This is a genomic window from Luteolibacter sp. Populi (assembly GCF_040801775.1).
Lineage (GTDB): Bacteria > Verrucomicrobiota > Verrucomicrobiia > Verrucomicrobiales > Akkermansiaceae > Haloferula.
In genome coordinates, this window is sequence record NZ_CP161812.1 from 1,967,905 (window position 1) to 1,993,716 (window position 25,812).

At 65.0% G+C, this 25,812-nt stretch carries 22 protein-coding genes, 1 tRNA gene and 1 riboswitch; of the genes, 15 read left to right on the forward strand and 8 right to left on the reverse strand.

From position 1 onward, the window contains the following. Positions 1–19: 19 nt before the first annotated feature. The 3 genes from ABWK72_RS07745 to ABWK72_RS07755 form a co-directional block, all read right to left on the reverse strand. Positions 20–358, reverse strand: a complete 339-nt coding sequence (locus tag ABWK72_RS07745; protein ID WP_367874216.1) for a hypothetical protein — start codon at positions 356–358, stop codon at positions 20–22. Further along, the gene (locus ABWK72_RS07750; RefSeq protein ID WP_367874217.1) at positions 342–752 is read right to left on the reverse strand and encodes a hypothetical protein; all 411 of its coding nucleotides are present in this window, start codon (positions 750–752) and stop codon (positions 342–344) included. The genes ABWK72_RS07745 and ABWK72_RS07750 overlap by 17 nt, the downstream gene beginning before the upstream one ends. 382 nt (positions 753–1,134) lie before the next feature. Further along, positions 1,135–2,973 carry a TonB-dependent receptor plug domain-containing protein gene (locus ABWK72_RS07755; protein ID WP_367874218.1) on the reverse strand — a complete coding sequence of 613 codons (1,839 nt, stop codon included), beginning with the start codon at positions 2,971–2,973 and terminating at the stop codon, positions 1,135–1,137. Between the two features lie 41 nt (positions 2,974–3,014). Beyond that, positions 3,015–3,161: riboswitch (cobalamin riboswitch) on the reverse strand. A gap of 478 nt (positions 3,162–3,639) precedes the next feature. Between ABWK72_RS07755 and ABWK72_RS07760 the strand changes: the two genes are divergently transcribed. Continuing rightward, a complete protein-coding gene (locus ABWK72_RS07760; protein ID WP_367874219.1) occupies positions 3,640–3,813 on the forward strand; it encodes a hypothetical protein in 174 nt (57 codons plus the stop codon). Between the two features lie 5 nt (positions 3,814–3,818). Here ABWK72_RS07760 and ABWK72_RS07765 read toward each other — a convergent pair whose 3' ends face one another. Next, the gene (locus ABWK72_RS07765) at positions 3,819–4,046 is read right to left on the reverse strand and encodes a hypothetical protein (RefSeq protein ID WP_367874220.1); all 228 of its coding nucleotides are present in this window, start codon (positions 4,044–4,046) and stop codon (positions 3,819–3,821) included. 265 nt (positions 4,047–4,311) lie between these two features. Between ABWK72_RS07765 and ABWK72_RS07770 the strand changes: the two genes are divergently transcribed. The 5 genes from ABWK72_RS07770 (at position 4,312) to ABWK72_RS07790 (ending at position 12,537) form a co-directional block, all read left to right on the forward strand. Further along, the gene (locus ABWK72_RS07770; protein ID WP_367874221.1) at positions 4,312–5,073 is read left to right on the forward strand and encodes a spermidine synthase; all 762 of its coding nucleotides are present in this window, start codon (positions 4,312–4,314) and stop codon (positions 5,071–5,073) included. 33 nt (positions 5,074–5,106) lie between these two features. Next, positions 5,107–5,766 carry a hypothetical protein gene (locus ABWK72_RS07775; RefSeq protein WP_367874222.1) on the forward strand — a complete coding sequence of 220 codons (660 nt, stop codon included), beginning with the start codon at positions 5,107–5,109 and terminating at the stop codon, positions 5,764–5,766. Between the two features lie 647 nt (positions 5,767–6,413). Continuing rightward, positions 6,414–10,931 carry a beta strand repeat-containing protein gene (locus ABWK72_RS07780; protein ID WP_367874223.1) on the forward strand — a complete coding sequence of 1,506 codons (4,518 nt, stop codon included), beginning with the start codon at positions 6,414–6,416 and terminating at the stop codon, positions 10,929–10,931. A 907-nt stretch (positions 10,932–11,838) separates the two neighbouring features. Next, a tRNA-His gene (locus ABWK72_RS07785) sits at positions 11,839–11,912 on the forward strand. Positions 11,913–11,931: 19 nt separating this feature from the next. Then, positions 11,932–12,537, forward strand: coding sequence for an HNH endonuclease (locus ABWK72_RS07790; protein WP_367874224.1), 606 nt, complete (start codon positions 11,932–11,934; stop codon positions 12,535–12,537). 104 nt (positions 12,538–12,641) lie between these two features. Here ABWK72_RS07790 and ABWK72_RS07795 read toward each other — a convergent pair whose 3' ends face one another. Continuing rightward, complete coding sequence (locus ABWK72_RS07795) at positions 12,642–12,815, reverse strand: hypothetical protein (protein WP_367874225.1); 174 nt, start codon at positions 12,813–12,815, stop codon at positions 12,642–12,644. Between ABWK72_RS07795 and ABWK72_RS07800 the strand changes: the two genes are divergently transcribed. The 9 genes from ABWK72_RS07800 to ABWK72_RS07840 all read left to right on the forward strand — a co-directional run bounded on the left by ABWK72_RS07800 (position 12,814) and on the right by ABWK72_RS07840 (position 21,585). Further along, positions 12,814–13,371: a GNAT family N-acetyltransferase gene (locus ABWK72_RS07800; RefSeq protein ID WP_367874226.1), complete on the forward strand. Its 558-nt coding sequence runs from the start codon at positions 12,814–12,816 to the stop codon at positions 13,369–13,371. The two genes, ABWK72_RS07795 and ABWK72_RS07800, sit on opposite strands and share 2 nt — an antisense overlap. A gap of 131 nt (positions 13,372–13,502) precedes the next feature. Beyond that, positions 13,503–14,048, forward strand: coding sequence for a GNAT family N-acetyltransferase (locus tag ABWK72_RS07805; RefSeq protein WP_367874227.1), 546 nt, complete (start codon positions 13,503–13,505; stop codon positions 14,046–14,048). Between the two features lie 192 nt (positions 14,049–14,240). Next, entirely contained in the window at positions 14,241–14,807 is a 567-nt protein-coding gene (locus ABWK72_RS07810; RefSeq protein ID WP_367874228.1) for a GNAT family N-acetyltransferase, read from the forward strand. After that, on the forward strand, positions 14,804–16,360 hold the full coding sequence (locus ABWK72_RS07815; protein ID WP_367874229.1) for an RtcB family protein: 1,557 nt from the start codon (positions 14,804–14,806) through the stop codon (positions 16,358–16,360). Before ABWK72_RS07810 ends, ABWK72_RS07815 begins: the two co-directional genes overlap by 4 nt. An 854-nt stretch (positions 16,361–17,214) precedes the next feature. Then, entirely contained in the window at positions 17,215–17,583 is a 369-nt protein-coding gene (locus ABWK72_RS07820; protein WP_367874230.1) for an MGMT family protein, read from the forward strand. A 55-nt stretch (positions 17,584–17,638) separates the two neighbouring features. Continuing rightward, positions 17,639–17,884: a UPF0175 family protein gene (locus ABWK72_RS07825; RefSeq protein ID WP_367874231.1), complete on the forward strand. Its 246-nt coding sequence runs from the start codon at positions 17,639–17,641 to the stop codon at positions 17,882–17,884. 65 nt (positions 17,885–17,949) lie between these two features. After that, positions 17,950–18,381 (forward strand): DUF3368 domain-containing protein, encoded by a 432-nt coding sequence (locus ABWK72_RS07830; protein WP_367874232.1) that lies wholly within the window; start codon positions 17,950–17,952, stop codon positions 18,379–18,381. Between the two features lie 208 nt (positions 18,382–18,589). Then, complete coding sequence (locus ABWK72_RS07835) at positions 18,590–19,498, forward strand: NDP-sugar synthase (RefSeq protein WP_367874233.1); 909 nt, start codon at positions 18,590–18,592, stop codon at positions 19,496–19,498. 1,370 nt (positions 19,499–20,868) lie between these two features. Beyond that, positions 20,869–21,585: a metalloprotease gene (locus ABWK72_RS07840; RefSeq protein WP_367874234.1), complete on the forward strand. Its 717-nt coding sequence runs from the start codon at positions 20,869–20,871 to the stop codon at positions 21,583–21,585. A 131-nt stretch (positions 21,586–21,716) separates the two neighbouring features. On the opposite strand, the gene ABWK72_RS07845 is transcribed toward ABWK72_RS07840, so the two are convergent. The 3 genes from ABWK72_RS07845 to ABWK72_RS07855 form a co-directional block, all read right to left on the reverse strand. Further along, entirely contained in the window at positions 21,717–22,472 is a 756-nt protein-coding gene (locus tag ABWK72_RS07845; protein ID WP_367874235.1) for a TSUP family transporter, read from the reverse strand. 367 nt (positions 22,473–22,839) lie between these two features. Continuing rightward, positions 22,840–24,108, reverse strand: a complete 1,269-nt coding sequence (locus tag ABWK72_RS07850; RefSeq protein WP_367874236.1) for a hypothetical protein — start codon at positions 24,106–24,108, stop codon at positions 22,840–22,842. Then, positions 24,105–25,541: a hypothetical protein gene (locus tag ABWK72_RS07855; protein ID WP_367874237.1), complete on the reverse strand. Its 1,437-nt coding sequence runs from the start codon at positions 25,539–25,541 to the stop codon at positions 24,105–24,107. The genes ABWK72_RS07850 and ABWK72_RS07855 overlap by 4 nt, the downstream gene beginning before the upstream one ends. Positions 25,542–25,812: the final 271 nt, after the last annotated feature.

Genomic DNA, 25,812 nt, shown 5'->3' on the forward strand with positions numbered 1-25,812 from the left:
CCGGGGGAAAAGCCGTCGTTTAGCGTTCTGCCCGGAGCCACTGTTCGTGACCCCAGAGCCCCCAGACAACGCCCGCCAGACCTGCGGTCAGGAGGGCGAAAGGCGCGAGCAGGATGACCTCGCTCAGCGTATGGCCCAGATCGGCCATGATTTGGGCGGTAAGGATCTGCTTGGCCGCGATCACCCACAGGCGACCGAGCAGCAGCAGCATGGCCCCGCAGGCCAAAAGGGATCCGCCCCAGGAATGGTAGCGCCGCGAAAGGCGCACCGCGGCCAAGGCAATCAGGCCCAGGCCGATCACTCCGCAGCCATCCATCAGGAAGCCGCTCTTGATTACGAACTCAATGAATTGGCTCATGGGAGGAAGAATGGGGGACTTGGATCGGGGCCACGGATTTCTCGGTTTCGAACACGCCGGCGTGAATCGCCAGACCCATCCCGAAGACCAGCCAGCCGCCGTTCAGCGTCACCAGTTTGAGGCACTCCCAGGCCATCGCGGTGGCGGCGTCGCCATTCACGAACCCGGATGGCGGGATTGCGATCAGGATGCCCGCATTATAGAGCGGAATGATCACCGAGTAGCCGGTCGCCAGCATCATCGCGCCCGCCATCAGCAGGCGCGGTGACCAACCGGTCGTTCCGCGGGTGATCCGCCAAGCGGTGAGTAGGAGGAATACTCCCATGATGATCAGGAATACAGGCCTCATCGCGCTGATCGACGCGAGGGGCAAGACATCGGGGGGAAACGTCATTGCGAAATACAAGCATGCCCATAACTCATTGAGCAAGAGTTTATTAAATAGCCAAATTGGACTTCCAATAAAGACGGATAGATAACCGAAATAAATGAATCGGCACGCTTGATACTTAGCGGCTCTTAGCGAGATCCCGCCCGGCCCGCTTGGTTGTTAGGTTCCGCGGTGTCTGATTTTGCTCCCCGGCGCCCGCCAAGACCCGGTTTCGGAAGCAATCACGCGCGGGACCTTGAATTGGGGCAGATCCGCCGTTGTGAATAATATCGCCGGCCGCCTCGCTCCGGTTCGCTTTCAAGCTTCCTCACGCGCCGCCCTATCCGGGCGGCGCGTTTTTCATGCGGAAAATTCCGCGCTAAGGAAACCGTGGCATCCGGTCGAATCAGAACTCCAGCGTCGCGCCGGAGAAGAAGCCCAGGCCGGCACCTTCCACCGGCGGGGAGCCATTGAAGCGCGAGAGCTGGTAGGAACTGTCGAAGACGTTCTCCACCCGCGCATGAAGCTGGAGCTGCTCGGTCGCCTGATAGCTGCCGTAGATCCGGGCCAGCAGGTAGTCCTCCATCGGCAGGCCGCCCCATGAACGCTCGTCCACGTAGCTCGCGCCGATGCCGATCAGCCACTTCTCCGCCGGCCGCCAATCGAGCGAAGCGGTGGCGGTGTGGTCCGGTTGGTCCTGCAGCGATTCATCCAGCCAGGTCCAGGCCACCCGGTAGCGCACCGCACCCTCGCACCATGAACCGCCGAGCGCGGTTTCGAGGCCGCGGGCCGGGGTCTCGCCGGGTAGATTCACCGGTGGTGTCGGGATGGAGCGGATGCGGTCCTCGATCGAGTTCTCGAACCAGGTCACCGAAACGAAGTGGCTTCCGCCAAGCGGTTGCTCGATGCCGATGTCCCAGCCGAGGCTGTCTTCCGCCTTCAGGTTCGGATTGCCCGCGCCGAAGGTGGTGCCGAAGAGATCCAGAAAGGTCGGCGTGCGGAAGGCCCGGCCGATCCCGCCGCGGAGGATGGTGCCGATCTTCGGGGCCGTCCACGCCGCACCGGCGCGCCAGGTGAACTCATCCCCATACGCATCGTAGTCTTCCCAGCGGATGACCGCGCTGGTCACCAGTGAATCGATCGGGGTCACTTCCAGGCCGGTGTAGGCACCGTAGCGGTCGCGGCCGAGATCGGTGCCGATCGTGTTGCGGAAGTCGGTGTGCTCGAAGAAGGCCCCGCCTAACAGCGTGACCCGGTCGCCCAGCTTCACCGCATGATCCATCGCCGCGCTCGTGCGGTCCATGTCGGTGCCGAAGGTCGAGGCACCGAAGCTGCTAAGGTTCTCGTTGTCGTAGGTCTCGCGGTAGTGGCCGATCGTGAAGCGGGCATCCCAGCAGGCGCTCAGGCGGGCCTTCGCATAGACGGTGCCGAGCGCGGCATCGAGGTGATCGGTATTCGCACCGAAGGCCTGGTAATCATAGCGTGAGTCCGTCCCGCGGTAGGTCACGCCCAGCGTCAGATCGTCGCTCTGCGCCCACTCGACCCGCAGGGCTCCGCGCTCCTGCTCGTAGCGCTGGAGCGACACGTCATTGCCGGTGGTATCGTAGCCGAGGCCCGCGAACCACGAGAGCGCGCCGCTGCTGCCCTGCGTTGAGGCATGGCCATTGATCGTGCCGAAGGAGCCGGCCTCCGCCCACAAGCGCGTGGAGGGATCGCCCTCCCCGCGCGCCGTCTCCAGCCACAGCACGCCGCCCACCGATTCGCCGCCGTGGATCGCCGATTGCGGGCCGCGCAGCACTTCGATGCGGCTGAGGTCATCGACCCGTGCACCGGATAGGAAGTTGCCCAGCGGGGCCGTGGCGTCGCTCACGCGGATGCCATCGACGATGACCTGCGAGTAGGCCGTGGTGGTGCCGCGGATGAAGAGCGAACCGATCGCCCCGGACTGCCCGGCGGTCGAGGTCGAGATCACTCCCGGCACTTCATTGAGCGCGGTGCGCAGGTCGAAGATCCCGCGCTCTTCCAAGTCGCGGGGATCGAGCACGGTGACCGCGGAAGTGGTCTTCGAGGCCTCCGCCGGCATCCGCCAGGCGGAAACGACGAGGGAATCGAGCTCCTTCTCGATCTCGGCAGCGGCGGGCAAGGTGAGGGCCGCGGCCAGGGAGGTGATTCCCGTCGCCAGCAAGGGGCGGGGGACCGACGCGAGCGCCCGGTGCAGGCCGGACGCCATCTGTGGTTGGTGCATGTAGTCAGGGGTATCCGTGAACCCGTTTTTCCGCGGGTTCGTTCAGACGAGTCCTTCCAGGCTGGCGATCTGGCTGCCGCGGCGCGTCCTTTTCAGTCGGCGCTACGGATCACAGTGGCGGTACCGCTCCGGAATTTCACCGGATTCCCCATCGATTTCCTGCCCGTGCCACGGGCTTCCCGGAGGGTGCCGCGGCTCTCCCGCGGCGCGCGGAGAGTGGGAGCAAGGAACGCGGCTTGGCAACCTGCAATGAAGCAAGGGTGCGAGATGGTGGGACGGACGAGGGTTTCGGCCCACCGAGAAGCCCGCCCCCTTTGCGGCGCAGCCGCTTTGGAGTGCGGCGAGCATCGCCGCTTTGGTGCGATCTCGACTGGAGATCGCCGTATGGAATTCGCCTCTGCGCCGCCCCCTGCTATCCCGGTTGAGTTGCGGATCCTTCCCGAAGGTAACGGAACGGCTGGCAGGATTGCAAGGGGGGGAAACGAAGGGATGGATTCGTGACGGCGTTCTCCGGCACGCAGCGCAGGAAAGCGGCGATGCCCGCCGCACTCCAAAGCGGCTGCGCCGCAAAAGGGGAACGCACCAGGTTACTCCGAGCGTGGCCGTCTTTGCGAAGTCCCCCGCTGGCACCCTTCCTGCGATTGGGAATCCAATCTACCTACCACCATGAACCCTATTTCCACCTCGGCGTCTCTGCCGCCCCCTGTCCGCAAGCACGATCCGGAAGTCCCGCCCGATGATCCGTCCCGCGATGAAAATCACGACGAAACCCGCCGCAACGGCTACGATCCCGCCGTCGCCCACGCTCTGATGGGGAGCGAGGACAAGGAGGAGGAGTGAGCCGTTTATTGCGGCGTAACCGCTGATGTTCGATGCGTCATCCGCAAGCCTTGCGGCGCGCGAGGCGGGGTTGCCTTTGTCTCATTGGCCTCTGGCTCCGCGGCAATCTCTAGCGCTGCCGGAATGACGGCCTCCTTGACCGGATCCCGCAGCTCTTCCCGATCCTGAATCACCCGGGCACCCAAGCCCACCCCGAGCCCGACCGCCACATACTTGATCCAATACGTGTTCATGGGAATCTTGTCCCCAGCAATTCACATTCCACGAGTCGCTTAAGCTCAGCCGATCAATCGGATTCAAACAGTTGCAGAACCCCGGGTTATTCACAAACCGGGGGCAGCCGATGCATTGTGCGCTATCCCGGATTTCCCGGGTCGCAAATTGCGCTGGGAACCCGCCGGCGAAAGGACGCGAAATCTGAAAGGCAGGTGGTGGGGAAGAGCCGCCTCCCAAGCTCCCTTCTTGCCGGTCGCCCACCCGCGCTCCTTACTCCGGTGCATGCCGCTCCGCTGCCACGCCGTCGTCGATACCGCCCACCAGCAGGTGCAGATCTGGAAGTCCGACAAGCAGTGCGAATTCCGCGTCGCCGGGGCGATCCACGCCTGGTGGCACGAGAAGAAATTCCTGACGGGGCTCGCTTGGGACAACCTCGCCGCGGCCTCCCTGCTACGGCCTGCCGGACCGCCGCAGTCGATCCTGATGCTCGGCCTCGCCGGCGGCACCGCCATGCGGATCCTGCGCCAGCTCCTCCCCGATTGCCGCCTCGTCGCCGTCGATATCGACTCGGAAATCGTCGCGCTGGCCGAGCTGAACATGCGCCTCGATACCCTCGGCATCGAGATCCACCTCGCCGATGCCTACGCGTGGATCGCCCAGTGCAAGGAGCGCTTTGACGTCGTGATCGACGACGTTTACCTCGCCGGCCACGACGATGTTTTCCGCCCCGGCAAGTCCGACGCCGGCCAGATCTCCGCCCTCAAACGCCTGCTCACCCCGGGCGGCCTGCTGCTGGCAAACCTGGTCAACGGCCCCGGCCACCGGGCGATGCAAATGCGCACCCGCGCGGCCTTCCGCGAGGGCTTCCCGGTGGTCCGCTCGGTCACCACGCCGGACAGCATGAATGAAACCTTGGTCGGCGGGCACGAAGTTCTGCCCGGCTCCGCCCTGGCCGCGTGGGAGCCGGGCTTTCCCGAACTGACCGACCGGAAGCTCTGGCAACGCCTGAAAACAAGGCGCCTAACGCCCGCGCCGCCGCGTTGACAAGCCGCCGGGGGCCACGCAATCTCCGCCCCCATGGACACCTTGAAGATTCTCTTGGCCGCCACGGTCGCGCTCCTGATCGGGGCGCTGGCCGTCGCCTACAAGGACGGCGGACCGGAAAAAGACACCAGCAAAAGCGAGATCGCCGAGCTGAAGCTGGAATTCGAAAAGCTCCGCATGGAGCGGGATACGCTGGAGCAGCAGCGCAAGTTGCAGGCGCTTCAGGACGCCGCCGCCAAGGCCCCCGTCTATCAAGCACCCGCCCCGGCACCTAGCGCCGCCGAGAACGCCGCGCTGCAAGACCAGATCGCCAAGCTCGAAGAGGAGAAGGCCAAGGCCGAACGCAACGCCGAGACCGCCAATAACGAGGCTGCCTTCGTCGGCGGTCAGGTCCTCGAGCACCGCGACGGCGAACTGCGCCGCGCCCGCATGATCAAGGACGCCCTGCCGATGGCCCGCATCAAGGAGTGGGTGGATGACCCGCAGGCCGGCTCCTTCGGCGTCATCGAGGTCCTCCAGGAAGCCAGCGTCCAGCAGGAGAGCGTCCTCTGCGTGCGCCGCAACACCGGCATCCTCGGCAAGGTCAAGATCACCAGCGTCAGCATCGAAGGCGCGATCGCCAACGCCGTGAGCAGCTTCCCCGGCCTCAAGCCCCAGGCAGGCGACGACCTGATTCTCGATCCGATGGAATAATCCATCGTCTTCCGGGCGCTCGGCCCCCGATCTAACCGGCCCTCCCGCATTCCACGGGCGGGCCGCTTTTGTTTGGCTCTCCCTCAGGTTTGCTGATGGATCGCGATACGTCTGCCCAAGAGGGCGGCGCAGCCGCTTTGGAGTGCGGCGGGCATCGCCGCTTTCGTGCGATCTGGATTGGAGATCGCCGTATTGAATTCGCCTCTGCGCCGTCCCGTGACTGAACGGTTGACGGGATTGCAAGGGGGAAACGAAGGGATGGATTCGTGACGGCGTTCTCGGGCACGCATCGCCGGAAAGCGGCGATACCCGCCGCACTCCCGAGTACAAGAATTATAACCCTTTGGTTTTCAGTAAAACCTCTTTTTCGAGTTACTCCATGCTCCACACCCCTTCAGCGCGGTTCAGGTGCTCCAAAGCGGCTGGTGCCGCAAAGGGGGGCATCGATCCGCATTGGGAGCTTCCTCGAAGGGGCTTCAGCAATCCTGACGGAGAAGTAGCGCGGCCTTGGAAACCCCGCGCCACTTCCCCACTACTCAATCATGTAGCTGGGACGCGCATGGCCGCGGAGGGACCATGGGACCATCGGAAAAGGAGCTTCCCCAAGAGCGCCTTTTTGTCCGCCGACGACCCAACCCAGGAAACCCATGATCCACCTCCACACTTCGGGAGGGCGCGCCGCCCTTCTCGCCGCCGCCGCTTCCCTTTCCGTCATCACCGCCGCTTCCGCCGCAATCAAAACCTGGGACGGGGCCGGTGCCGATGACAACTGGCAGACCGGACAAAACTGGAATGCCGACGCCGCTCCCCTCCCCGAAGACCAGCTGGTCTTCGCCGGCACCGTGCGGCCCGTCCCGTCTAACAACTTCGCCGCCGCCACCGCCTTCAATGGCATCAGCGTCAGCGGCAATGCCGCGGCCTTCACCCTCTCCGGCAATGCCATCTCCCTGACCCGCCCGATCGCTGCCGGCAGCGTCAATGTTTCCGGCGGCACCGTCATCAACAGCTCCCCCAACCTGCTGACCGTCGCGCTGCCTGCCGCCCTCTCCGCGGGCAAGCAATCGATCACCAGTCCCGCTGGCGGCGGCGGCATCAATTTCACCGGAGCCTTCAGCCACTCTCCGAATAGCTCGGTGGTCTTCACCCGCTCCGGCGGCCACATCAATTTCAACGGCTCCGGCCTCGCCAATGACGCCAGCGGCATCCTCGGCGGCTGGGCGATCATCGGCGACGACTGGGCCACCCTCAACGGCAGCGGCAACGTGGTCGCCTACACCGGCTACACCCCCATCACTGCCGGGGCGATCGCCACCGGGCCGAACCTCAACTACCGCCTCACCGACGAGACCGGGGACATCACCGCCGCCACCGGCACTACGATCAATACCCTCCAGGCGAAGATCAGTGCCAACCGCAACCTGAACATCACCGGCCAGTTCCGTCTCATGCCGAATGGCGGCATCTACCGCCTCGGCACTTCCACCGCCGGCATCCTCGGCATCCAAGGCACCGGCAGCACGCTGACCGCGGATGGCGGCGGCGCGATCCATCTGTGGGATGCCACCACTTCTGCCGCCAACTTCGCCGCCACTTCCAATAACCTGCGCGTCGACTCGGTGATCACCAACGACGGCGCGAGCCCCGTCTCGGTGAATATCATGGGCTACGTCCAGATGGGCACCGCGACCCTCGGCGCGAATACCTACAGCGGCGGCACCTTCATCAACCAGGGCCGCGCCCAGGCTAGCAATCCGGCCAGCTTCGGCATCGGCCCGGTCACCGTGTATCCCGGCGGCCAGGCTTTCACGAACTCGGGAAACCCCTTCGCCAATGCCTTCAATGTCTCCGGCAATGGCACCACCGAAACCAATAGCGCCGTGAACGACGGCCCGGGCGCGATCCGGCTGGGCACCGGCGCGACGATCTCGGGCACGGTGACCTACTCCGGCGCGACCCGCCTGACCACGAACTCGGCCGGCGCCGGCGGCACCTTCTCCGGCCGCATCACCGGCAGCGGTGCCTTGCAAGTCGGCGGCTTCGGCGGTTCCCCGGCCATCATGAATCTCTCCAATGCCGGGGCCCCGAACAACTGGGACGGTCCGCTCACCATCAGCTCGCTTTCCACTTCGCGGGTCTTCACGCTGCGGCTCGGCGCCTCGGGACAGATCCCCGATACCGGCAGCGTCACCCTCACCGGCGTCGGCGCCGCGACCTCGACCTTCGAGCTGAACGGCTTCAACGAAACCATCGGCGCCCTGAACAGTGCCACCAGCCCCCTGCTGGTGGTCTCGAACATGGCGTCCTCCACCAGCTCCACGCTCACCGTCGGCGCGGACAATGCCAATGGCGACTTCGGCGGCACGCTGCAGGACAAGAACCTCGAGCCGGCCAGCACCTTCAACCTGGTGAAGACCGGCAGCGGCACGCAGATCCTGCGCGGCCTCTCCAGCTACTTCGGCACCACCACCGTCAATGGCGGCACCCTGGAATGCGTCGGCAGCTTCTTCGCCCTCGGGGACGTCACCGTGAATACCGGCGGCACCCTGGCCGCGAACGACGTGATCACCGGCAACGTGGTCCTGGCCGGCGGCACCCTCCGCCCCAGCTTGGTCGATTTCGGCCAGCTCCAGCTCTCCGGGAATCTCAGCCTCGGGGCCGGATCGATCCTCGATCTCAATACCGCCTCCCTGCCGGGCGAGCCGATCATGGTAACGGGCAACGTGACACCCACTGGCGGTGCCGGCAGCGTGACCGTGAACCTCAGCGGTACCGAGCCAAGCGTGGGTCAGCACCTGCTTATCACCTATGAGGGTGCCGGTCCGATCGGCGGCCTCGGTGCCGCCGCTTTCGTGCTCGGCCAGAAGCCGCCGCGGATGGTCGCCACCATCATCGAAGACATCCCGGGCCAGGCCCTGCTCCTGAACGTGACCGCCAGCGGCATCTCCGCCCGCTGGACCGGTGCGCTCGGCAGCGAATGGAGCACCGCCACCCTGCCCGCCCCGAAGAACTGGGTCCTCAGCACCAGCCCGGGCACCACCACCGACTTCCTCGCCAACAACGCCGTCATCTTCAATGACAGCGCCACCGGCAACACCGTGGACATCAGCGTCGCCGACGTCCCCGCCTCCGCGATTACCTTCGACAATACCGACGACGACTACACCCTCACCGGCAGCAAGGGCATCATCGGTGCGGGCATCCTGACCAAGACCGGCGACGGCAAGCTGACGGTGACCAATCCGAACGGCTACACCGGCGGCACCGTGATCACCGCAGGCACCGTGGAGGTCGGCAATGGCGGCAGCCTCGGCACCAACCAGGTCCACAACGATACGCTGCTCGTCATCAATCGCAGCGACGACAGCACCTTCGCCCCCGTGATCGAAGGTCCGGGCAAGCTCAACCTCATCGGCACCGGCACCACCACCTTGGCCGGTGCCAGTTTCTACAGCGGCGACACCCTCGTCGCGGCCGGCACGGCGCGGGTGGCGACCAGCGGCTCGCTGGGGACCGGCGGCCCGGTGCAGGTGCTGGCGGGCGCAGCGGTGGATCTCGGCGGCAATCCCGTGAACACCCACAACTTCGGCGGCAAGCAATTCTTCATCTCCGGCAACGGCCCGACCGGCACCGGTGCCCTGGTCCACAGCGGCACCGTCGGCCAATTGAACGCCTACCAAGCGGTGGCGCTCGAGGCGGACGCCAGCGTCGGCGGTACCGCCCGCTTCGACATCCGCGGCGGCACTCCCGTGCTCGACCTGAACGGCCACACCCTGCGCAAGCGCGGCACCAACCAGTTCACCCTGGTCGGCGCGACGGTGGAAGACGGCGGCACCATCATCGTCGAGCAGGGCCTCTTCGCCATCGAAACCACCGGCACCACCAATGGCAGCGGCTCGGTGATCATCGAGCCCGGGGCTTACGGCGGATTCTATCAGAACGTCCCGCCCGTCGATGGCGGCGTAACCTGGCCCTACACGCTGCGCGAGGGTGCAGCGATCGGCAATGCCGGTGCCGGACTGGCGACCATCCCCGCCCCTATCATCCTGGAAGGCAACGCGCTGCTGGTCGGTTTCAATGCCAGCGCCCCCGATCCCACCTTCAACCGCCCCCTGACCCTGACCGGTGATATCACCGAAAGCGGCGGCTCCTTCGGCCTCACCAAGAACGGCATCAGCGTGGTGAATTTCAGCGGCACCGCCAACAGCTACACCGGGCCCACCGTGGTCAATGCCGGCTCGCTGATCGTGGATGGCTCGCTCACCGCATCCCCGGTCACGCTCGCCGCGGGTGCCACCCTCGGCGGCATCGGCACCCTCGGCGGCACGGTCGCCGCCAATGGCATCGTCTCGCCCGCCATGGCGGTCACCGGCACCCTCGCCACTGGCGCGGTCACGCTCGGCGCGACCGCTTCGCTGGCGGTGCAGGTCGACTCCGGCACCCTGGTCTCGGATACGCTCGCGGTGAGCGGCGCGCTCCATCTCGGCGGGGCGACCCTGACCCTCACCGATCTCGGTGCCGCCGTCTTGCCCGCGGACACCAAGTTCACCATCGCCACCTACACCGGCGGCATCAGCGGAACCTTCGCCAATGCCGCGGACGGCGCGGTCCTGACCGTCGGCCTGAACAAGTTCAAGGTGGACTACGACGACCCCGCGATTGGCGGAACTGCCGTGACCTTGACCGTCTCGGCCGGCACTGCCTACGACGCATGGGCCACCCTGAAAGGCCTCACCATCGGCAACAGCGGCAAGCTCGAAGATCCCGACCACGACGGCCTGGAAAACATCCTCGAATTCGCATTCAACGGTGTCCCGCTCGCCGCGGCCCGGGATGGCAAGACCCGCGCCGTGATCGCCGACGTCGATGCCGGCGCACCGGTGGAGAATGCCTTCACGCTGACCTTCCCGGTCCGCAACGGTGCGGCCTTCAGCGGCCCCGGCGACCTGATCACCGGGCCCACGGATAACCTCGTCTACGCCGTGCGCGGTTCGCTCGATCTGGACGAATTCACCACCCTCACCATCACCGAGGTCACCCCCGCCCTCAGCGATGACATGCCGGATCTCACGCCCGGCTGGAGCTACCGAACCTTCCGCCTCCCCGGCACCCCCGGAAGCCCGAACCCGAAGGCCTTCCTCCAGATCGCCGTGACCGAAGCCCAATGACCGTTTCGCCTCGTTCCCTTTCCAGCTAGGTCAGACAAGCCGGGTCCCCGCAAGGTGGCCCGGCTTGTTGCTCTAATCACATTTACGTCCCCCTCCACGGACGGTTCCGGCGCTGGGAGCGCGGAGCCACCGGCCCGCAGAATGGTCCACGCGGCTTCGCCTATCGAAGAGACATGCAGCAGAGCGACGGCGGTATCCACAAGCACCACCTGAACTGCCGGGCGACAACGGTTGCTTCTGCGGACCGGAGGCTCCGCGCTCCCAGCGCCGGAACCGTCCTTCCCACACAACGAAAAGCTGGCGACAACCCACCGAGGCTTGCGCCGCAAAACACCCCCACCCCCACCAAACCCAAGTATCCCGCCCCGCTTCCTATCATATAAGAAAATCGAAATTTCGCGTTGACGGTAGCAGCCCACTTGCATATCTACCGGCAACTTCACTTCACACCGATGCGTCTCCACCGATCCGAACTCCAAACCCGCACAGGCCTCTTTACCGAGGTTCAGATGGGTTGGCGCCGGGTCAACGGATTGCCGGTTCAGGGTAAATGCTCCCTACCGATTGATGCCATTGTCTACGCCGTCAACCCGGCACCCAACCGAAGCAGGACCAGGCTACTTCCCGCCTGATAGCCGCCTAAATCCAAGGATTTACCGCCGCCCTGCTTCCTAACCGGAAGCGGGGCTTTTTGTTTCCCACCATTCACCCGTTCAACCCCTTTCCCATTTTTCCGCCTGTGACCTCGCGTCCTTCGTAAAACCAATTTCCTGACCCGACCGTCCCGCCCGACGGCCCACAACCTTCCGATCCGGAAGCCAGCACTGACCACCCGCTATCCGCGACCGGTTAAGATGGCATATCTCGGAGCGTTGGATAACTGTTGTCATATGGCGGCATCTTAATGGTGGCCTTGGTGTAGCGGTAGCACCCCGCGTTGTGATCGCGGTAGCACCGGTTCGACACCGGTAGGTCACCCCATCCCTTCCCTCTTCCAATCATGACAGTCCACTTTCTCCATCGAAATTCCGTCCTGGTGCTGAACCGGCACTGGCTCGCCATCAACGCCGTCACGCCTGCCGATGCCTTCGGCCACCTGGCCACCGGCACCGCCCGCGCACTGCGGATCGAGGGCGACTCGATGCAGGCCTTCGATTGGGCCGACTGGCGCGGACTCCCCGCGGAAAGCGGCGTGCCGGTCATCGGCACGACACGCGGACCGGTGCGGATTCCCACGGTGATCGTGCTCGCGCGTTTCAACCGCGTCCCGATCCACCGTCCCAAGTTCGGTTTCCGCGCCATCTGGGAACGCGATGGCGGGCGCTGCCAATACAGCGGCCGCAAGCTCGTCCCCGCGGAAGCGAACATCGACCACGTCCTGCCGCGCTCGCGCGGTGGTGGCGACGATTGGGAAAACTGCGTGCTCGCCGACCGGAACATCAATGCCCGCAAGGCCGCCCGTACCCCCGCCGAAGCCGGCCTGCGCTTGCTCGCCAAGCCGCAAGCACCCCGCGCGGTCCCCGCCTCCCTGCGGATCCGCAATCTCTGGAACATCCCGGACTGGGATCTGTTCCTCCAACATTCGCCCCTGAAAAGGCGAACCTAACATCACAAGCGGAAGGCAAATTACTAATTACTAAGCACTAATTTTCAAACCAAGGCGTCCACGCACCTGCGCCAGCCCCATTCCTAACACACTCAGTTTAGTAATTAGTGCTTAGTAATTAGTAATTTGCCTTCCGCCTTCCTCTTCCCGCCATGAACGAAGCCAACATCATCTTCGCCATCCTCGCGGTCGCCTTCGCCCTGAGATTCGCCTGGCTCGAACTCAGCAGCCGGTGATCCACCGGCATCCATCCGCCACTCCTTTTCCCACACCGCCATGAAGACCATTGCTTCAACCACGCTTGAAACCGAACGCCTGATCCTGCGACCGCCCGGAACTGCCGACATCCCCGCCATCGTGCGCCATGCCGGCGACCCGCGCGTCGCCTTCAAGACCACCGCCATCCCGCATCCCTATCACCTCGGCCACGCGGTCGGCTGGCTCGAATCCATCGAACTCGACCGCGCCAACGGCAACACCGTCTTCGCCATCGAGCGCAAGACCGAGCCCGGCCTCATCGGGGTCATCGCGATCGAACTGCGTTCGGACAAGTGCAGCGCGGACATCGGCTACTGGCTCGGCGTGAAGCATTGGCGGAAGGGCTACGCCACCGAGGCGCTGCGCAACGTCATGCGCCACGCCTTCGAGGACCGCGGCCTCCTCTACCTCGGAGCCTGTCACATGGCCGACAATCTCGCTTCAGGACGGGTCATGCAGAAGGCCCGCATGAAATTTGAACACGTGATCCGCGGCGGCATGGACCGCTTCGGCGTCCTGCACGACCGCGTGAACTACGGAATCTTCGCCGACGAATGGCGGTTCGACGGCGCTTGAGTGGAAAAAGGAAAACAAGTGACGGGACGGCTGCGCCGTTCCGGCCGGGTAGGAGCCTCACCGCTCATCCCCGACCCGAAGGACGCAGTCGTTCCGTCACCCCTCCCGCCAAGATCCTCACCGAAAAACCCATGAAACTCGAAAGCTCCAGACTCTTGCTAAAGCCTCCGTCCACGGAGGATGCCGACTCCATCGTCGCCGTCGCTTCGGATTGGCGCGTCGCGGAGACCACGCTCGTCCCGCATCCCTATGCCGCGAGCGATGCCCTGACCTGGATCAGGAACGCCCGTGATTCGTGGAACGAGTTCGGCATGGGTGGCTTCGCCATTTTCACCCGCCATGGCCAGGCATTCATCGGTGCCATCGGCCTGCGCCCCACCGGCATCCCGGACCACGCCAGCACCGGCTACTGGTTCTGTCCTTCCGTCTGGGGCCGCGGCTTCGCCACCGAGGCCCTGCGCGAAGTCATCCGCTACGGCTTCGATGCCTGCAAGCTCGCCCGCATCGAGGCCAATCACCTGATCGCGAATCCCGCCTCCGGGCGCGTGATGGAAAAGGTCGGCATGGGTCACGCCATCCACGTCGATCTCCCCGAGCGCGATGGCCACGGCCTCGTCCCCGGCATCACCCGCTACATCTACCCCGCAGAGTGGGAGGCTCTGAAAACAGCAGCATGAATCTATTCATCCCGAGATGCCCTTTCACACGGTGGCTCAAAAGGTGGTCCTCAAAAAGGTGGTCCGCACAGTCCTCTGTGCGGCCGAAGCCACCCCTGTAGCGCGCCCCACCCTAGGGCCCTCGGTGGATCCCACCACCAGAACTCCTTCGACCGCACAGAGGACTGTGCGGACCACCTTTCCCAACCTCCCATGAACCGCATCGTCCACACCGTCCTGAGATCCGAACGCCTCACCCTCCGCCCGCCCGTGCTGGCGGATGCCGAGGACGGCCAACGCTATGTCAGCGACCGCCGCGTCGCCGAGATGACCTCGCTCATCCCCCATCCCTATCCGCGCGGCGCTTCCCTGGAATGGATCGAGCGCACCGCGCGCGATTGGACGGAAGGAACCCGCGCCGCCTTCATGATCTGCCTTCGCGATTCGGGAGAACTGCTCGGCTCGATCAGCCTCTTCTCCGAGCCCGCCGATGGCAACCTCATCGGCTACTGGATCGGCGTCCCGCACTGGGGCAGGGGCTACGCGACCGAAGCCCTGCAGCGGGTGATCCGCTACGCCTTCGAGGACCTCGCCGTCGAGAGCATCACCACCTATCACTTCGCCCACAATCCCGCCTCCGGCCGCGTCATGCAGAAGGCCGGCCTCAAATTCAAAGGCCTCACCCCGCTCGGCGCCAGCCGTGGCGATAAACGCTACGACGATGTCCGCTACGCCATCGAGGCCAGCGAATGGCGAGCCCAACCCGCACTCGTGCCATGAATCTCCTCACCTCCCAAGACCTGATCGATGCCGGCTACGAGCCCGGCCTGCAATTCAAGGACCTGCTCGCGAAGATCGCCGAGTATGAAGCCCGCGGCATCGCCGATGCGAAGTACACCCTCAAGCTGCTGAAACGAGATGTCGCGCCGCCGCCGGTCAAATACGTGATGCGCGAGAAATCCGCACCGCTCGCCGAGGCCATTGAAGCCAAGACCAAGGAAGAGCGCACCAATGTCGAATTGGTGCGCAAGAAGATGCACGAGCTCCTCAAGACGCCGGTCATCGCCCGCGGTGCCATCATGCCGGACGCCTGCCCCATCGGCGGCAAGGAACCCGCCGTCATCCCCGTCGGCGGAGCCATCGCGGTCGAGAATGCGATCATCCCCTCCGCGCACTCCGCGGACATCTGCTGCTCGATGTTCGCCACCTTCTACGAGGAACGCAGTAGCGTGCCCAAGGAGATCGATGCCCTGATGACCTCCACCCGCTTCGGCCCGGAGCACCGCCACCTCGACGACCTGATCCACGATCCCGTGCTCGACGAAAACGTCTGGCTGAACCGCTTCCTCACCGGCCTCCGCGACCGCGCCGGCACCCAGATCGCCGACCAGGGCGATGGCAATCACTTCGCCTTCCTCGGCGAGGTCGATGTCGATGCCGCCATGCTCGCCATGCTGCGCCTGACCGGCCACGGCGATCTCGCCGACCGCTTCGTCCTCCCGCCCGAAGGCACCCGCCGCTATCGCGTGCTGGTCACCCACCACGGCTCCCGCAGCCTCGGCGCGCACGTCTACCGCCGCGGTCAGATCGCCGCGGAAAAGCACGTCGCCCGCAAGGCCCAGCACATCCCTGCCGCCGCGGCCTGGCTCGATGCCAGCTCGGACAGCGGCCGCGACTACTGGCACGCGCTGCAATACGTCGCCCGCTGGACCAAGGCGAACCACCGCGCGATCCACCGCCGCTTCCTCGAGCGCATCGGCAGCCACTCCGTCGCGGAAGTCGGCAACGAGCACAACTTCGTCTGGCAGCGCGGCGATACCTACTACCACGGCAAGGGCGCGACCCCGGCCTGGAAGGACGAGCAAGGCCGCCCGCAGCTCGGCCTGATCCCCCTGAACATGGCCGAGCCAATTCTGTTAGTCCTCGGCGGAGACCGCGAGGACTTCCTCTCCTTCGCCCCGCACGGTGCCGGCCGGAATCTCTCCCGCACCGCCCTGCGCAAGCAGTTCCCGGATGAATCCTCCCGCCGCACCGCCATCGAGCGCGGCACCGCCGGGCTCGATGTCCGCTGGTTCTGCGGCCGGCCCGACCTCAGCGAGACCCCCGTCGCCTACAAGAACGCCGCGCAGGTAAAGGAGCAGATCCGCCACTTCGGCCTCGCCGAGATCGTCGCCGAGATCCGCCCGCTCGGCTGCATCATGGCCGGTGCCTCCGACCGCTCTTGGCGCGACCGCGAGGAAGAACTCACGCCGAAGCAAAAGCGCCAGATCGAGCACCGCGCCGAGCGCCGCCGCGTCCATCAGGACCTGCGGGATGAAACGGAGGGCCGTTAGTGAAGTAGCGCGGCTCTCCAGAGCCGCGACCGGGACGATTATCCCCACTTCACGGCACTCCCGACACGGGGAGAAGTTCGCAGCGAGGCCTTTGGCGAAGGTTGGGACGAATCCGGAGAAGTAATCCGGCCCCGCTCCGCGCGGGCCAGGGAAACGAGGGAGTGCACAGCGGGGGGCCGCCCGAGGAGAGTTAGGTCCCCGGACACTAGAGGGGGGAACCGTTCCAGTGTCCGGGGGCCGTGTCCCTTTTTTGGGGGGCTGTGCAACTATCCCTTACGCCGCTCATCATGACCGATTTTGCCCCAGCCGACATTACGCAATCGCGTGGGATGGAGAGAAAGGTGGCCTGCTCGGAAAAGGTGGTCCGCAGAAAAAGGTGGTCCGCACAGTCCTCTGTGCGGTCGAGTGGTCCAAGGAAGATCGCCTGCTCTCGTGCCCCCCCGTGGACTGGCGAGGCATCCCTCGCAAAGAGCGCAGTCAGGGACCATTCGCCGCACAGAGGACTGTGCGGACCACCTTTCAAAGCCTCTTCGCACCATCACTTGCCACCATCCCTAAAAGAAAAGCCCCCGGACACTAGAGGGGGGAACCGTTCCAGTGTCCGGGGGCCGTATCCCTTTTTTGGGGGGCTGTGCAACTATCCCTTACGCCGCGGAGAATGTCCGATTTTGCCCCGCAGCGCCAGCACGGAAATGGGCCACCTTGCATTTTACCCGGAAGCCCTTCGCCGTGAAGGACCTCCCCGCTGTCAACTGAGAGTTGCGCCGGAGTTGTTAGCCTATCTCCCCCCTTCGGGACACCCCGCGATTGCCCCCGCGCCGATCCGCGCCACACTCTCCGGAAATCCCTGTCCCATGGCCGCCAAGTCCACCACCTTCGCCCGCATCCGCGCGGAAGTCATCCGCCTGATCGCCCTGATCCCGCCGGGCCGCTTCACCACCTACGGCTCGATCGCCGTGCACATGAATGCCAACCCGCGCCACGTCGCCCAGACCCTCAGCCACCTCACCGACGAGGAATCCGCCGCCCTCCCCTGGCACCGCGTCGTCGCCGCCGAAGGCCGCATCAGCCGCTCCATGGCCCCCGAACTCGCCGCCCGCCAGCGCGCCCGCCTCGAAGCCGAAGGCATGCAAGTCGACCCCGAGGGCTTCATCCAAAACTCCGACGCCCACTTCCACGTCGTCGGCATCCGCCGCAACATCCGCTGGAGCGAGGGCGAATAGGCTGCCATCGCTTCTGCGGACTTGTTTCCGGTGACAAATGCGGCATTCTGCAAGCATGCCTGCCACGGTGGAAATCCCGCTTCCCGATTCCCTGCTCCTTCACAGCAAGGACCTGGCGTCTCTGGAGCAGCGCAGCCGCTTCCTCCTCGCCGCCAAGTTTTTCGAACTCGGCGAACTCAGTTCGGGGCAAGCCGCCGAGATGTCCGGCCTCACCCGCGCTAGCTTCCTCCTCGAAGCCGGCAGGCAAGGAATTCCCGTCGCCGAACTCTCGGAGGACGAGTTGGCCACCGAGTTCGAATGAGCCGGATCTTTTCCCATCCGGCCGTGTGCAATGCCGGCCCCCTCATCGGCTTGGCCCGAATCGGCATGGCCGCCTTGCCATTCCAGCTCTTCCCCTTGGTGATCGTTCCAGCAGAAGTGCAGCAGGAGCTGCTGGCGAAGGGCTCACCCGATCAAGGACAGCTTGAGATGGCATTGAAGAACGCCCGGATCCACCCTTCTTCAAACACTCCCGATCCCCTGCTCAACTCCGAACTCGATGGCGGCGAGGCTTCGGTGATTTCGACGGCTCTGGAACTTGGCATCTCGGCCCTGATCTTGGACGAACGCAAGGCCCGCCGGATCGCCAGCATGGTCTACGGTCTCCAATGCAAGGGAACAGCAGGTCTGCTAGTCGAAGCCAAATCGCGCGGCCTCATCGGAGCCGTGAAGCCGTGTTTGGAAGGAATGATCCAAGGCGGCTACTTCCTAGGCCCCGCCCTCGTGGCCGCCTGCCTCTCCGCAGCCGGAGAGTCGTGATCGCCCTCGCGCCACGCGCCAGCGCCATTCTCTTCGCGCAGCGCCACCCCGCCTGATGATCGGAAGATTGGTGATTGGTGATTTTCCCCCCTTCGCCCTTCCGCACCCCGCATGCGCCATTCCGCATTGCCCGCACCGCGCCCTGCCTTCATAACCCCGCGGCATTTCCCTCCCGACTTCCTCTTATCCTCACTTTCAAACGCATCCGATGAAACCGACCCTTCTCGTTCTCGCCGCTGGCATGGGCTCCCGCTACGGCGGCCTCAAGCAAATGGACCCCATGGGCCCGAGCGGCGAAACCGTCCTCGACTACTCCGTCTTCGACGCCATCCGCGCCGGCTTCGGCAAGGTCGTCTTCATCATCCGCGAGGACTTCGCCGAGGCCTTCAAGACCTCCGTCGGCGCCCGCTTCGCCGGCAAGATCGAGGTCGACTACGCCTTCCAGAAGCTCGATGATCTCCCCGCCGGCTTCTCCATCCCCGAAGGCCGCACCAAGCCCTGGGGCACCGCCCACGCCATCCGCGCCGCCCGCCACGTCGTCACCGGCCCCTTCGCCGTCATCAATGCCGATGACTTCTACGGTGCCGATGCCTACCAATCCATCGCCCGCTGGTTCGCCGCCGCCTTCACCGATTCCGCCAAGGACCACTACTCCATGGTCGGCTACCCCCTTCGCAATACCCTCTCCGAGCACGGCTCCGTCAACCGCGGCATCTGCCAGACCGACGCCACCGGCCTCCTCACCGATGTCGAGGAAGTCGTCGACATCGCCCGCGATGAAGACGGCACCGTCCTCGGCACCGCCCTCGACGGCAGCCGCCGCGAGATCGCCGACATCTGCCCGGTCTCGATGAATTTCTGGGGCTTCACCGTGAACTTCTTCACCCAGATCGAGGAGCACTTCACCACCTTCCTCGCGGAAAAGGGCGGCGAGCAGAAGTCCGAGTGCTACATCCCCACCGTCGTCGATGACCTCATCCGCCACGAAAAGGCCGACTGCCGCGTGCTCGAGACCACCGCCTCCTGGTTCGGCGTCACCTACCCCGACGACAAGCCCCACGTCGTCGCCTCCATCGCCAAGCTCATCGAAGCCGGGGACTACCCCGCTGCCTTGTAAATCGCACGCGGCCCGGGCCATCGCCAAGCCTGTCTTCCGCGGCGCAGCCGCCGTGGACTGCGCGCAGCCTGCTGCCGCTGTCCCGATGCAGCCTGCTGCCAGGGGCGCTGCAAAGGCGTGCCACCCCAACGCCATCCCCCGCCGGACAGCCTGCCTCCCGCGGCGCAGCCGCCGTGGACTGCGTGCAGCCTGCTGCCGCTGTCCCGATGCAGCCTGCTGCGAGGGGCACTGCAAAGGGAAGCAACCCCAACGCCCCCCCGGCGGACAGCCCCACTAGGAGCGCCGCGGCACCGCCCGGCAGTAGCAACCAAGGAGGCGCGCGACATCACGATGATCGAATGGCGCGCGCCATCCCGATCCTGCGGACCGGCCGGGACACACCTCATCCCTCACCATTCGGCTTGGCGATGCCGGTCGCTGCCTATCGGAAACGAGCGCAGCCACCGGAAATCCCCCACAACCCTCTAACCACCCGCCCCTTGGCCCGCCATCCGCTACCGCCTCCACGACACCTCCCACCCCCCGACGTTCAAAATCGCCGAATTTGGCCCGCTTAGATGATTGCTTAGATCCACTCGAAACATGTTAAGCACAGATTTCCATATTCTCTAACAATCAAGTTACCCTAAGCATCCTTCGAGCTACCACTCATTTACAATGGGTTAGGTCTCGAAAAACTTCCCCGTTAGGCGACTGTCCGATTTCGGAAATCATATGGCCAAGGCGGCGATCAGTGATGAAAAAAAGTCTTGCCAGTTAAACCATCACCCTCCTTACTCCGCCGCGTTCCGCAAGGGACACCCCGAACAGCCGGAGCCCCCACGAAAGCTGCAAGGGATCACATCGACCGACCGAGGAGAAGCCCCCCGATCCGAAGCAGGTCTACGACGAGACACCGGCTGCCGCCATTCCCCCCGATTTTCAGGCAGCCAGCTTTCCCCCCGAAGTAAGCGTGTCCCGATGATGGTGTGTCAGCCGCCCGGCGGGTCAGCTCCCCGATCCGCCGGGCGGACTGCTCCATCACCCTCCCAAGCACGGTCCCTTTCAGACCGCCGCCGCGAAGCGCCCTCAGTGGCCCGCCGCCTCCCGCCCTTTCTGCCTTTCCTTCCAAATTGGACGTTCGATGTTGGACGTTCGATGTTCGATGTTTGCATTCCTGCCTTTCCTCCGAGTTCCCTCCGCGACCTCTGCGCCTCCGCGGTTCGCCCCCTCCCATCTCATCGGGCTGGTTCCGTCTCTTCCACGGATCACTGCTCACTGATCACTCGGCACCTGCCTTCCCTCCGCGCGACCTCTGCATCTCCCCGCTCTGTCCTCCGGACGCACCTTCCCTTGTCAGAGCCAGCGATCTCCGCTACCTCCCGCGGCACATGGTCCGATTCACCCTCTTCGGCGTCCCCGTGGAAATCCAACCCTGGTTCTGGCTCACCACCGCCATGCTCAGCGGCGGGCTCAGCACGAATTCGAATCCGGATTCCTTCAAGCGGATGCTGTTCTTCATTTTCGCCGCCGCGATTTCGATCCTCGTCCACGAATTCGGCCACGCCCTCACCGGCCGCCGTCTCGGTGGCGGCCGCCCCCGGATCGTCCTCTGGGCGATGGGCGGCCTCGCCTACAGTGAAGGCGCGCGGCTCACGAAATGGGGCCGCTTCTGGATGGTCGCCGCCGGCCCCGGTGCCGGCTTCCTCCTCCTCCTCGCCCTCTACCTCGTCATGATGCTCGGCTTCGGGCCGGAGGATGCCAGCAAGCACCTTGCCCGGCTCTTGTTCGGGGTGGATGTCTACCTCTCGGACCGCACCGTGGATTTCTTCCAGTCCCACATGCCGCTCTACTGGCTACTGAATAGCTTCCTCCTGATCAATTTCTGGTGGGGCGTCATCAATCTCCTGCCAGTCCTGCCGCTCGATGGTGGCCGCATCACCGAACTCTTCGTCCGCCCGCAGAAGCTCGTCTACAAGATCGGCATCGCCGCCGCCATCGCCATGGTTGCCTGGGCCTGCTTCCAAGGCCGCCTCTTCACCATCGTCTTGTTCGGCTACCTCGCCTACCAGAATTACCGGTCGATCCAGCAGACCGGCTGGCGCTAAGGCTGCCTCGGAAAGGCAGGGATCGCTCTCCGAGCGGTCCGGCTGGGGGCGGCGCTCCCAAACAAACCAGCTTTGTCGCGAGGCTTTCGGCCATCCCTCGCCGGACTTTTCGGAGAAAGGTCCCGGCCCCGCTACCCCCCGGAGAAAAAGATCAGCCTCACTCCTGCCAGCAGCGAGAAGCCGATCACCATCCACTCGAAGCCCCGCTGCGAGACCCGCACGATCAGCCACTTCCCCGCCAGGATCCCGGCGAAGATCCCCGGCAGGCACTTCACATTGTCCACCAGCGTCTCCGCCGTGATCAGGTTCAGGCTACCGCTCAGCGGCAGTTTTAGAATGTTCACCAGCAGGAAGAAGCGCGCCCCGATCCCCAGCAGCTCCATCTTCGGCAAGCGCCGGGACAGCAGGTAGAGCTGGATCACCGGCCCCGCCGCATTCGCCAGCATCGTCGTGATCCCGCCCGCCGCCCCTGCCCCCGTCCCGAAGTACCGCGATCCCGCCAGCCGGTCGAATGCCACCGGCCGCCAGGCCTTCACCGCCTGCAGCGCCACCATCCCCAGGATGCACCCGCCGATCGCCCGCTTCGCCGCCACCGGATGCGGCGCCATCACCCCCAGCAGCCACCACCCGATCGCCAGCCCCGCCACCGTCGCCGGCAGCAGCTTCCACACCGCCTCCCATGAACCGTGCTTCATGAACCCCCGGTAAACCGCGATGTCCGCCACGATCAAAAGCGGCAGCACGATCCCCGTCGAAGGAATTGCCCCGTAGAGATCCGCCATCAGGAACACCGAGATCAGCGAGATCCCGCTGAACCCCGCCTTCGACATCCCGATGCACACCAACGCCGTCAGCGCGATCGCATATTCGGCCGGAGTATCGAGCACGCCCGAGCCCTAACGGCCCCACCCCGAACTGGCAAGGGAGCACCACCGGCCAAGCCATCCGGAAATCACCAATCACTAATCTTCCAATCATAAATCGGTCTGCCGCTACGCGGGAAGAGGTCAGGAAGGGCCGCTCCGCGTAATTCAGCCAAGCAATCAAGTCCGCCCCACGCGCCAGCGCCCTATTTCTTCGCGCAGCGCCACTCTGATTTATGATTAGAAGATTAGTGATTAGTGATTCTGCCTCCCCCCCCCCGCCAAGTGCCTTCCCTGTCTTTCCATTTCGATGTTCGATGTTGGGCGTTCGATGTTCGATGTTCCGCCTTTTGCCTTCGCTTCTCAAATCTGAGATCTCACATCTCAAATCCTACTTCCCCTCCCCAAACCCCTTCCGCACCCCGTCATCCGAAATCAGCGCCCTGATCCCCTCATACATCGAATTCCACTCACCCACCCGCTTCAGCACCCCTTTCAAAAACGCATCCCGGTCCCGCCCTGGCGGCAGACCGCCCGCCACTTCGGCAAGCTCCTCCACCCGCACCGGGACCCCGACCTGATCCCCCAGCTGATCCAGCGCGATCTCCCGCAGCTCCGGCCGCGTGATCCGGGACAACTCCGCGAAGGCCACGCCGGGCAGGCAATGCTCCTCGACCGCCAGGTCCACGGCCGCTCTCACCGTGGCCTCCCTCTCCTTCGCCGTGACCTCCTCCCACAAGCCATGCCGTCCGACCGAGTCTAACAGCTCCACCGTCCCCGCGAGGTCGGCCGGCCGCCCCCTGCCCACCAGTTCGCCCAAGCCATCGGCCCGCAGATCCGCCGGCAGCTGCAGCAAGCCCGCCACCCCCTCATCCTTCGGCAGGTCCACCAGTTCGCGCACCGCCCATTGCTCCGCCAGCCCCTTGCGGACTTCCGGGTCTTCTTCGACCTTGAGGACTGCCGCCAGATCCCCCTTTACCAGCACTACCGCCCGCTCCGCATAAGAGGACACCAGCAGGTCCCGCTCACGCCTGTCCGGAAATTCACCACTCAGCTGCCCGCGGATGACTTCCATCTGACGCGCATCCGCCGTCTCGCAGGCACTCTGCAGCATCTCCGCCTTCGCGAATACCGGTGCCTGTGGCAGCAGCTCCAGCAGCAGCCCGTGCTGATCCGATTCCTCGATCGCCCCGAGCCAGAGGTCGAAAACCGCGACGCTGTTAGAGCCGAAGCGCCGCGCGCCGATCCACTCCATCGCCTCCCGTGGCTGCCGTGCCATCTCCACCGCGGTCTCCTCCTCCAGCATTCTCGCCACGTCTTTCAGACTGGCCCAGGTCCCCGGCGCATACAGGCAATCCATCGCGCCCCGCAGATCCTGCCGCAGCCAATCGCGGAGCAGCACCTCCCGGGCTTTGCTAAACTCTTCCCGGCTCATCTCGCGCGCCAGCAGCTCCCGCCACATCAGCGCATGCCCGCCCGCCGCGCTTCCGGAGCGCCCGTTATCGTCCTCGCGATCACGCACCTTCGCCGCGCCTTCCACCCCCGCAGCACTGCCACCTTCCACGGCACTCCCCGCGGTGGCATCTCCGCGCGCCAGAAGGAAGACCGCCGCATGCGTCGCCACCAGCACCAGCATCCACCCGATCACGCCGCGCTTCATTCGGACTCGCCCTCCAGCAGCGCTAGCAGCGCATCTTTTAGCGAGCCCGGCCGCATCTGCCGGATCGCCGCCTCACAGCCCTCGCGGTCCTCACCCAGCCACGTCTCCCAAGAATAGTGGACCTCATCCCACGCGAAATCGGGCAGATCCTCTTGCCCATAGGCCGCATTGATCGCAGCGCCCAGCGTCTCTGGTGCGGTTTTGTAAAGACGCGCGTGATCGAACACCACGGGCAACTCCGCCTGCCAGTCCCTGGAGTTCTGCCGCAGCCAAGCCAGCGCCAGCTCCGGATCGGCCGGCAGCAGCTCCCGCAGGATCACCACCCTCAATTCCCGCTCCATCCCCGCGAATTCCGGCACCGCCGCCTTCACCCGTGCCAGAACTTCATCCGCCGTCATGCGTCCTTCCACCACATGGGCGCACCAATCCTCGAGACCCTGCACCTTGCCCTCGAAGACATTTCCCTGCACTCCGCCGAAATCCGGATGGTCGGCTTGGAACTGCAGCCATTCTGAGGGCGGCATCGCCTCAACCTCCGCCCTCTCCGCGCGGGCCCACTCGGACTCTTCTTCCTCACCCCTCCTGCGGCCTGCCAAGGACTCTTCGTAACGCGCCAAGAGGTTGGCAGACAAGCCCGCTTCCCGCACCTCCCGGGCCAAGCTGAATTTCGGATCGACTTCCCACAGCCGCCCCACGAAGGCCGCTCGCCCGCTCTCATCCAGCAAGCTGAAGACCGCCGCGATATGCCCGGCTAGCTGCTCCCCGCCGGGACCCGCATTCTTCGGCACCGCCGTCCGCCCGCCCAGTCCACCCATCGCCGACAGCCTCGGATCCCTCGGAAACGCATCCGTCAGCACCGCCAAGCGGTCGCCCGCTCCGCTCAGCCCCGCCGCCATCCCCAGCGCGAAATCCGGCCCGCCCTTGCTCGCGGCAGCACCCGCCGCCTTGAGCAGGAACTCCCGCGCCTGCGGCACCGCCCGCAAATACTCGTCCAGCCGCTCCCGACCACCGGCAGCCACATGCAGCTCCATTCCGTGACGGAGTTCCCATGTCGAGTGATCCCGCGCCCGCTCGCCCGCCCAGCGCAGCGCCGCCAGCGCATCGCTCTCCAGCCACACCCGGAATGCCGCCGCATCCTCCGGCCTCAGGTCCGGGCCATCCACTCCCGCCAGCAGCGCCGCCGGATCCCCGCTGAACTTCGCCAGCGCCGCCTCCTCCTTCTTCCTGAACCGCCGGTCTTCATCCTGCTCTTCATCCCCATCCTTCCCTGCCGCCTTCGCCAACAAGGCATCCAGCGCACTCCCCGCCTCCCGGGTTGCAGAAGCCCTCGCCCGCGCAGCCTCAGCCCCAACTTCCCGCGGCACACCCCCCGCCAGCCACCACGCCGCCGCATGGCTTGCCAACAAAAGAACCAGGATCACCCCGCGACGCATGCCCCATCTTGGAATTTCCATTCCCGATCTCAACTTCCGATTCCAGATTCCAGATTCCAGATTCCAGATCTCAAATCTCAAATCTCAAATCTGAGATTTCAGATTCCCAGAGCCTCCCGCGGCCACCGCCCAGCCCCACCTGCCAAGTCATCCGGAAATCACTAATCACTAATCACTAATCTTCTAATCATAAATCGGTCTGCCGCTGCGCGGGAAGGGGCTTTGAAAGAGGCGCTGCCGCGCCGCTAAGGAGCAGGGACCTTATTGTCCC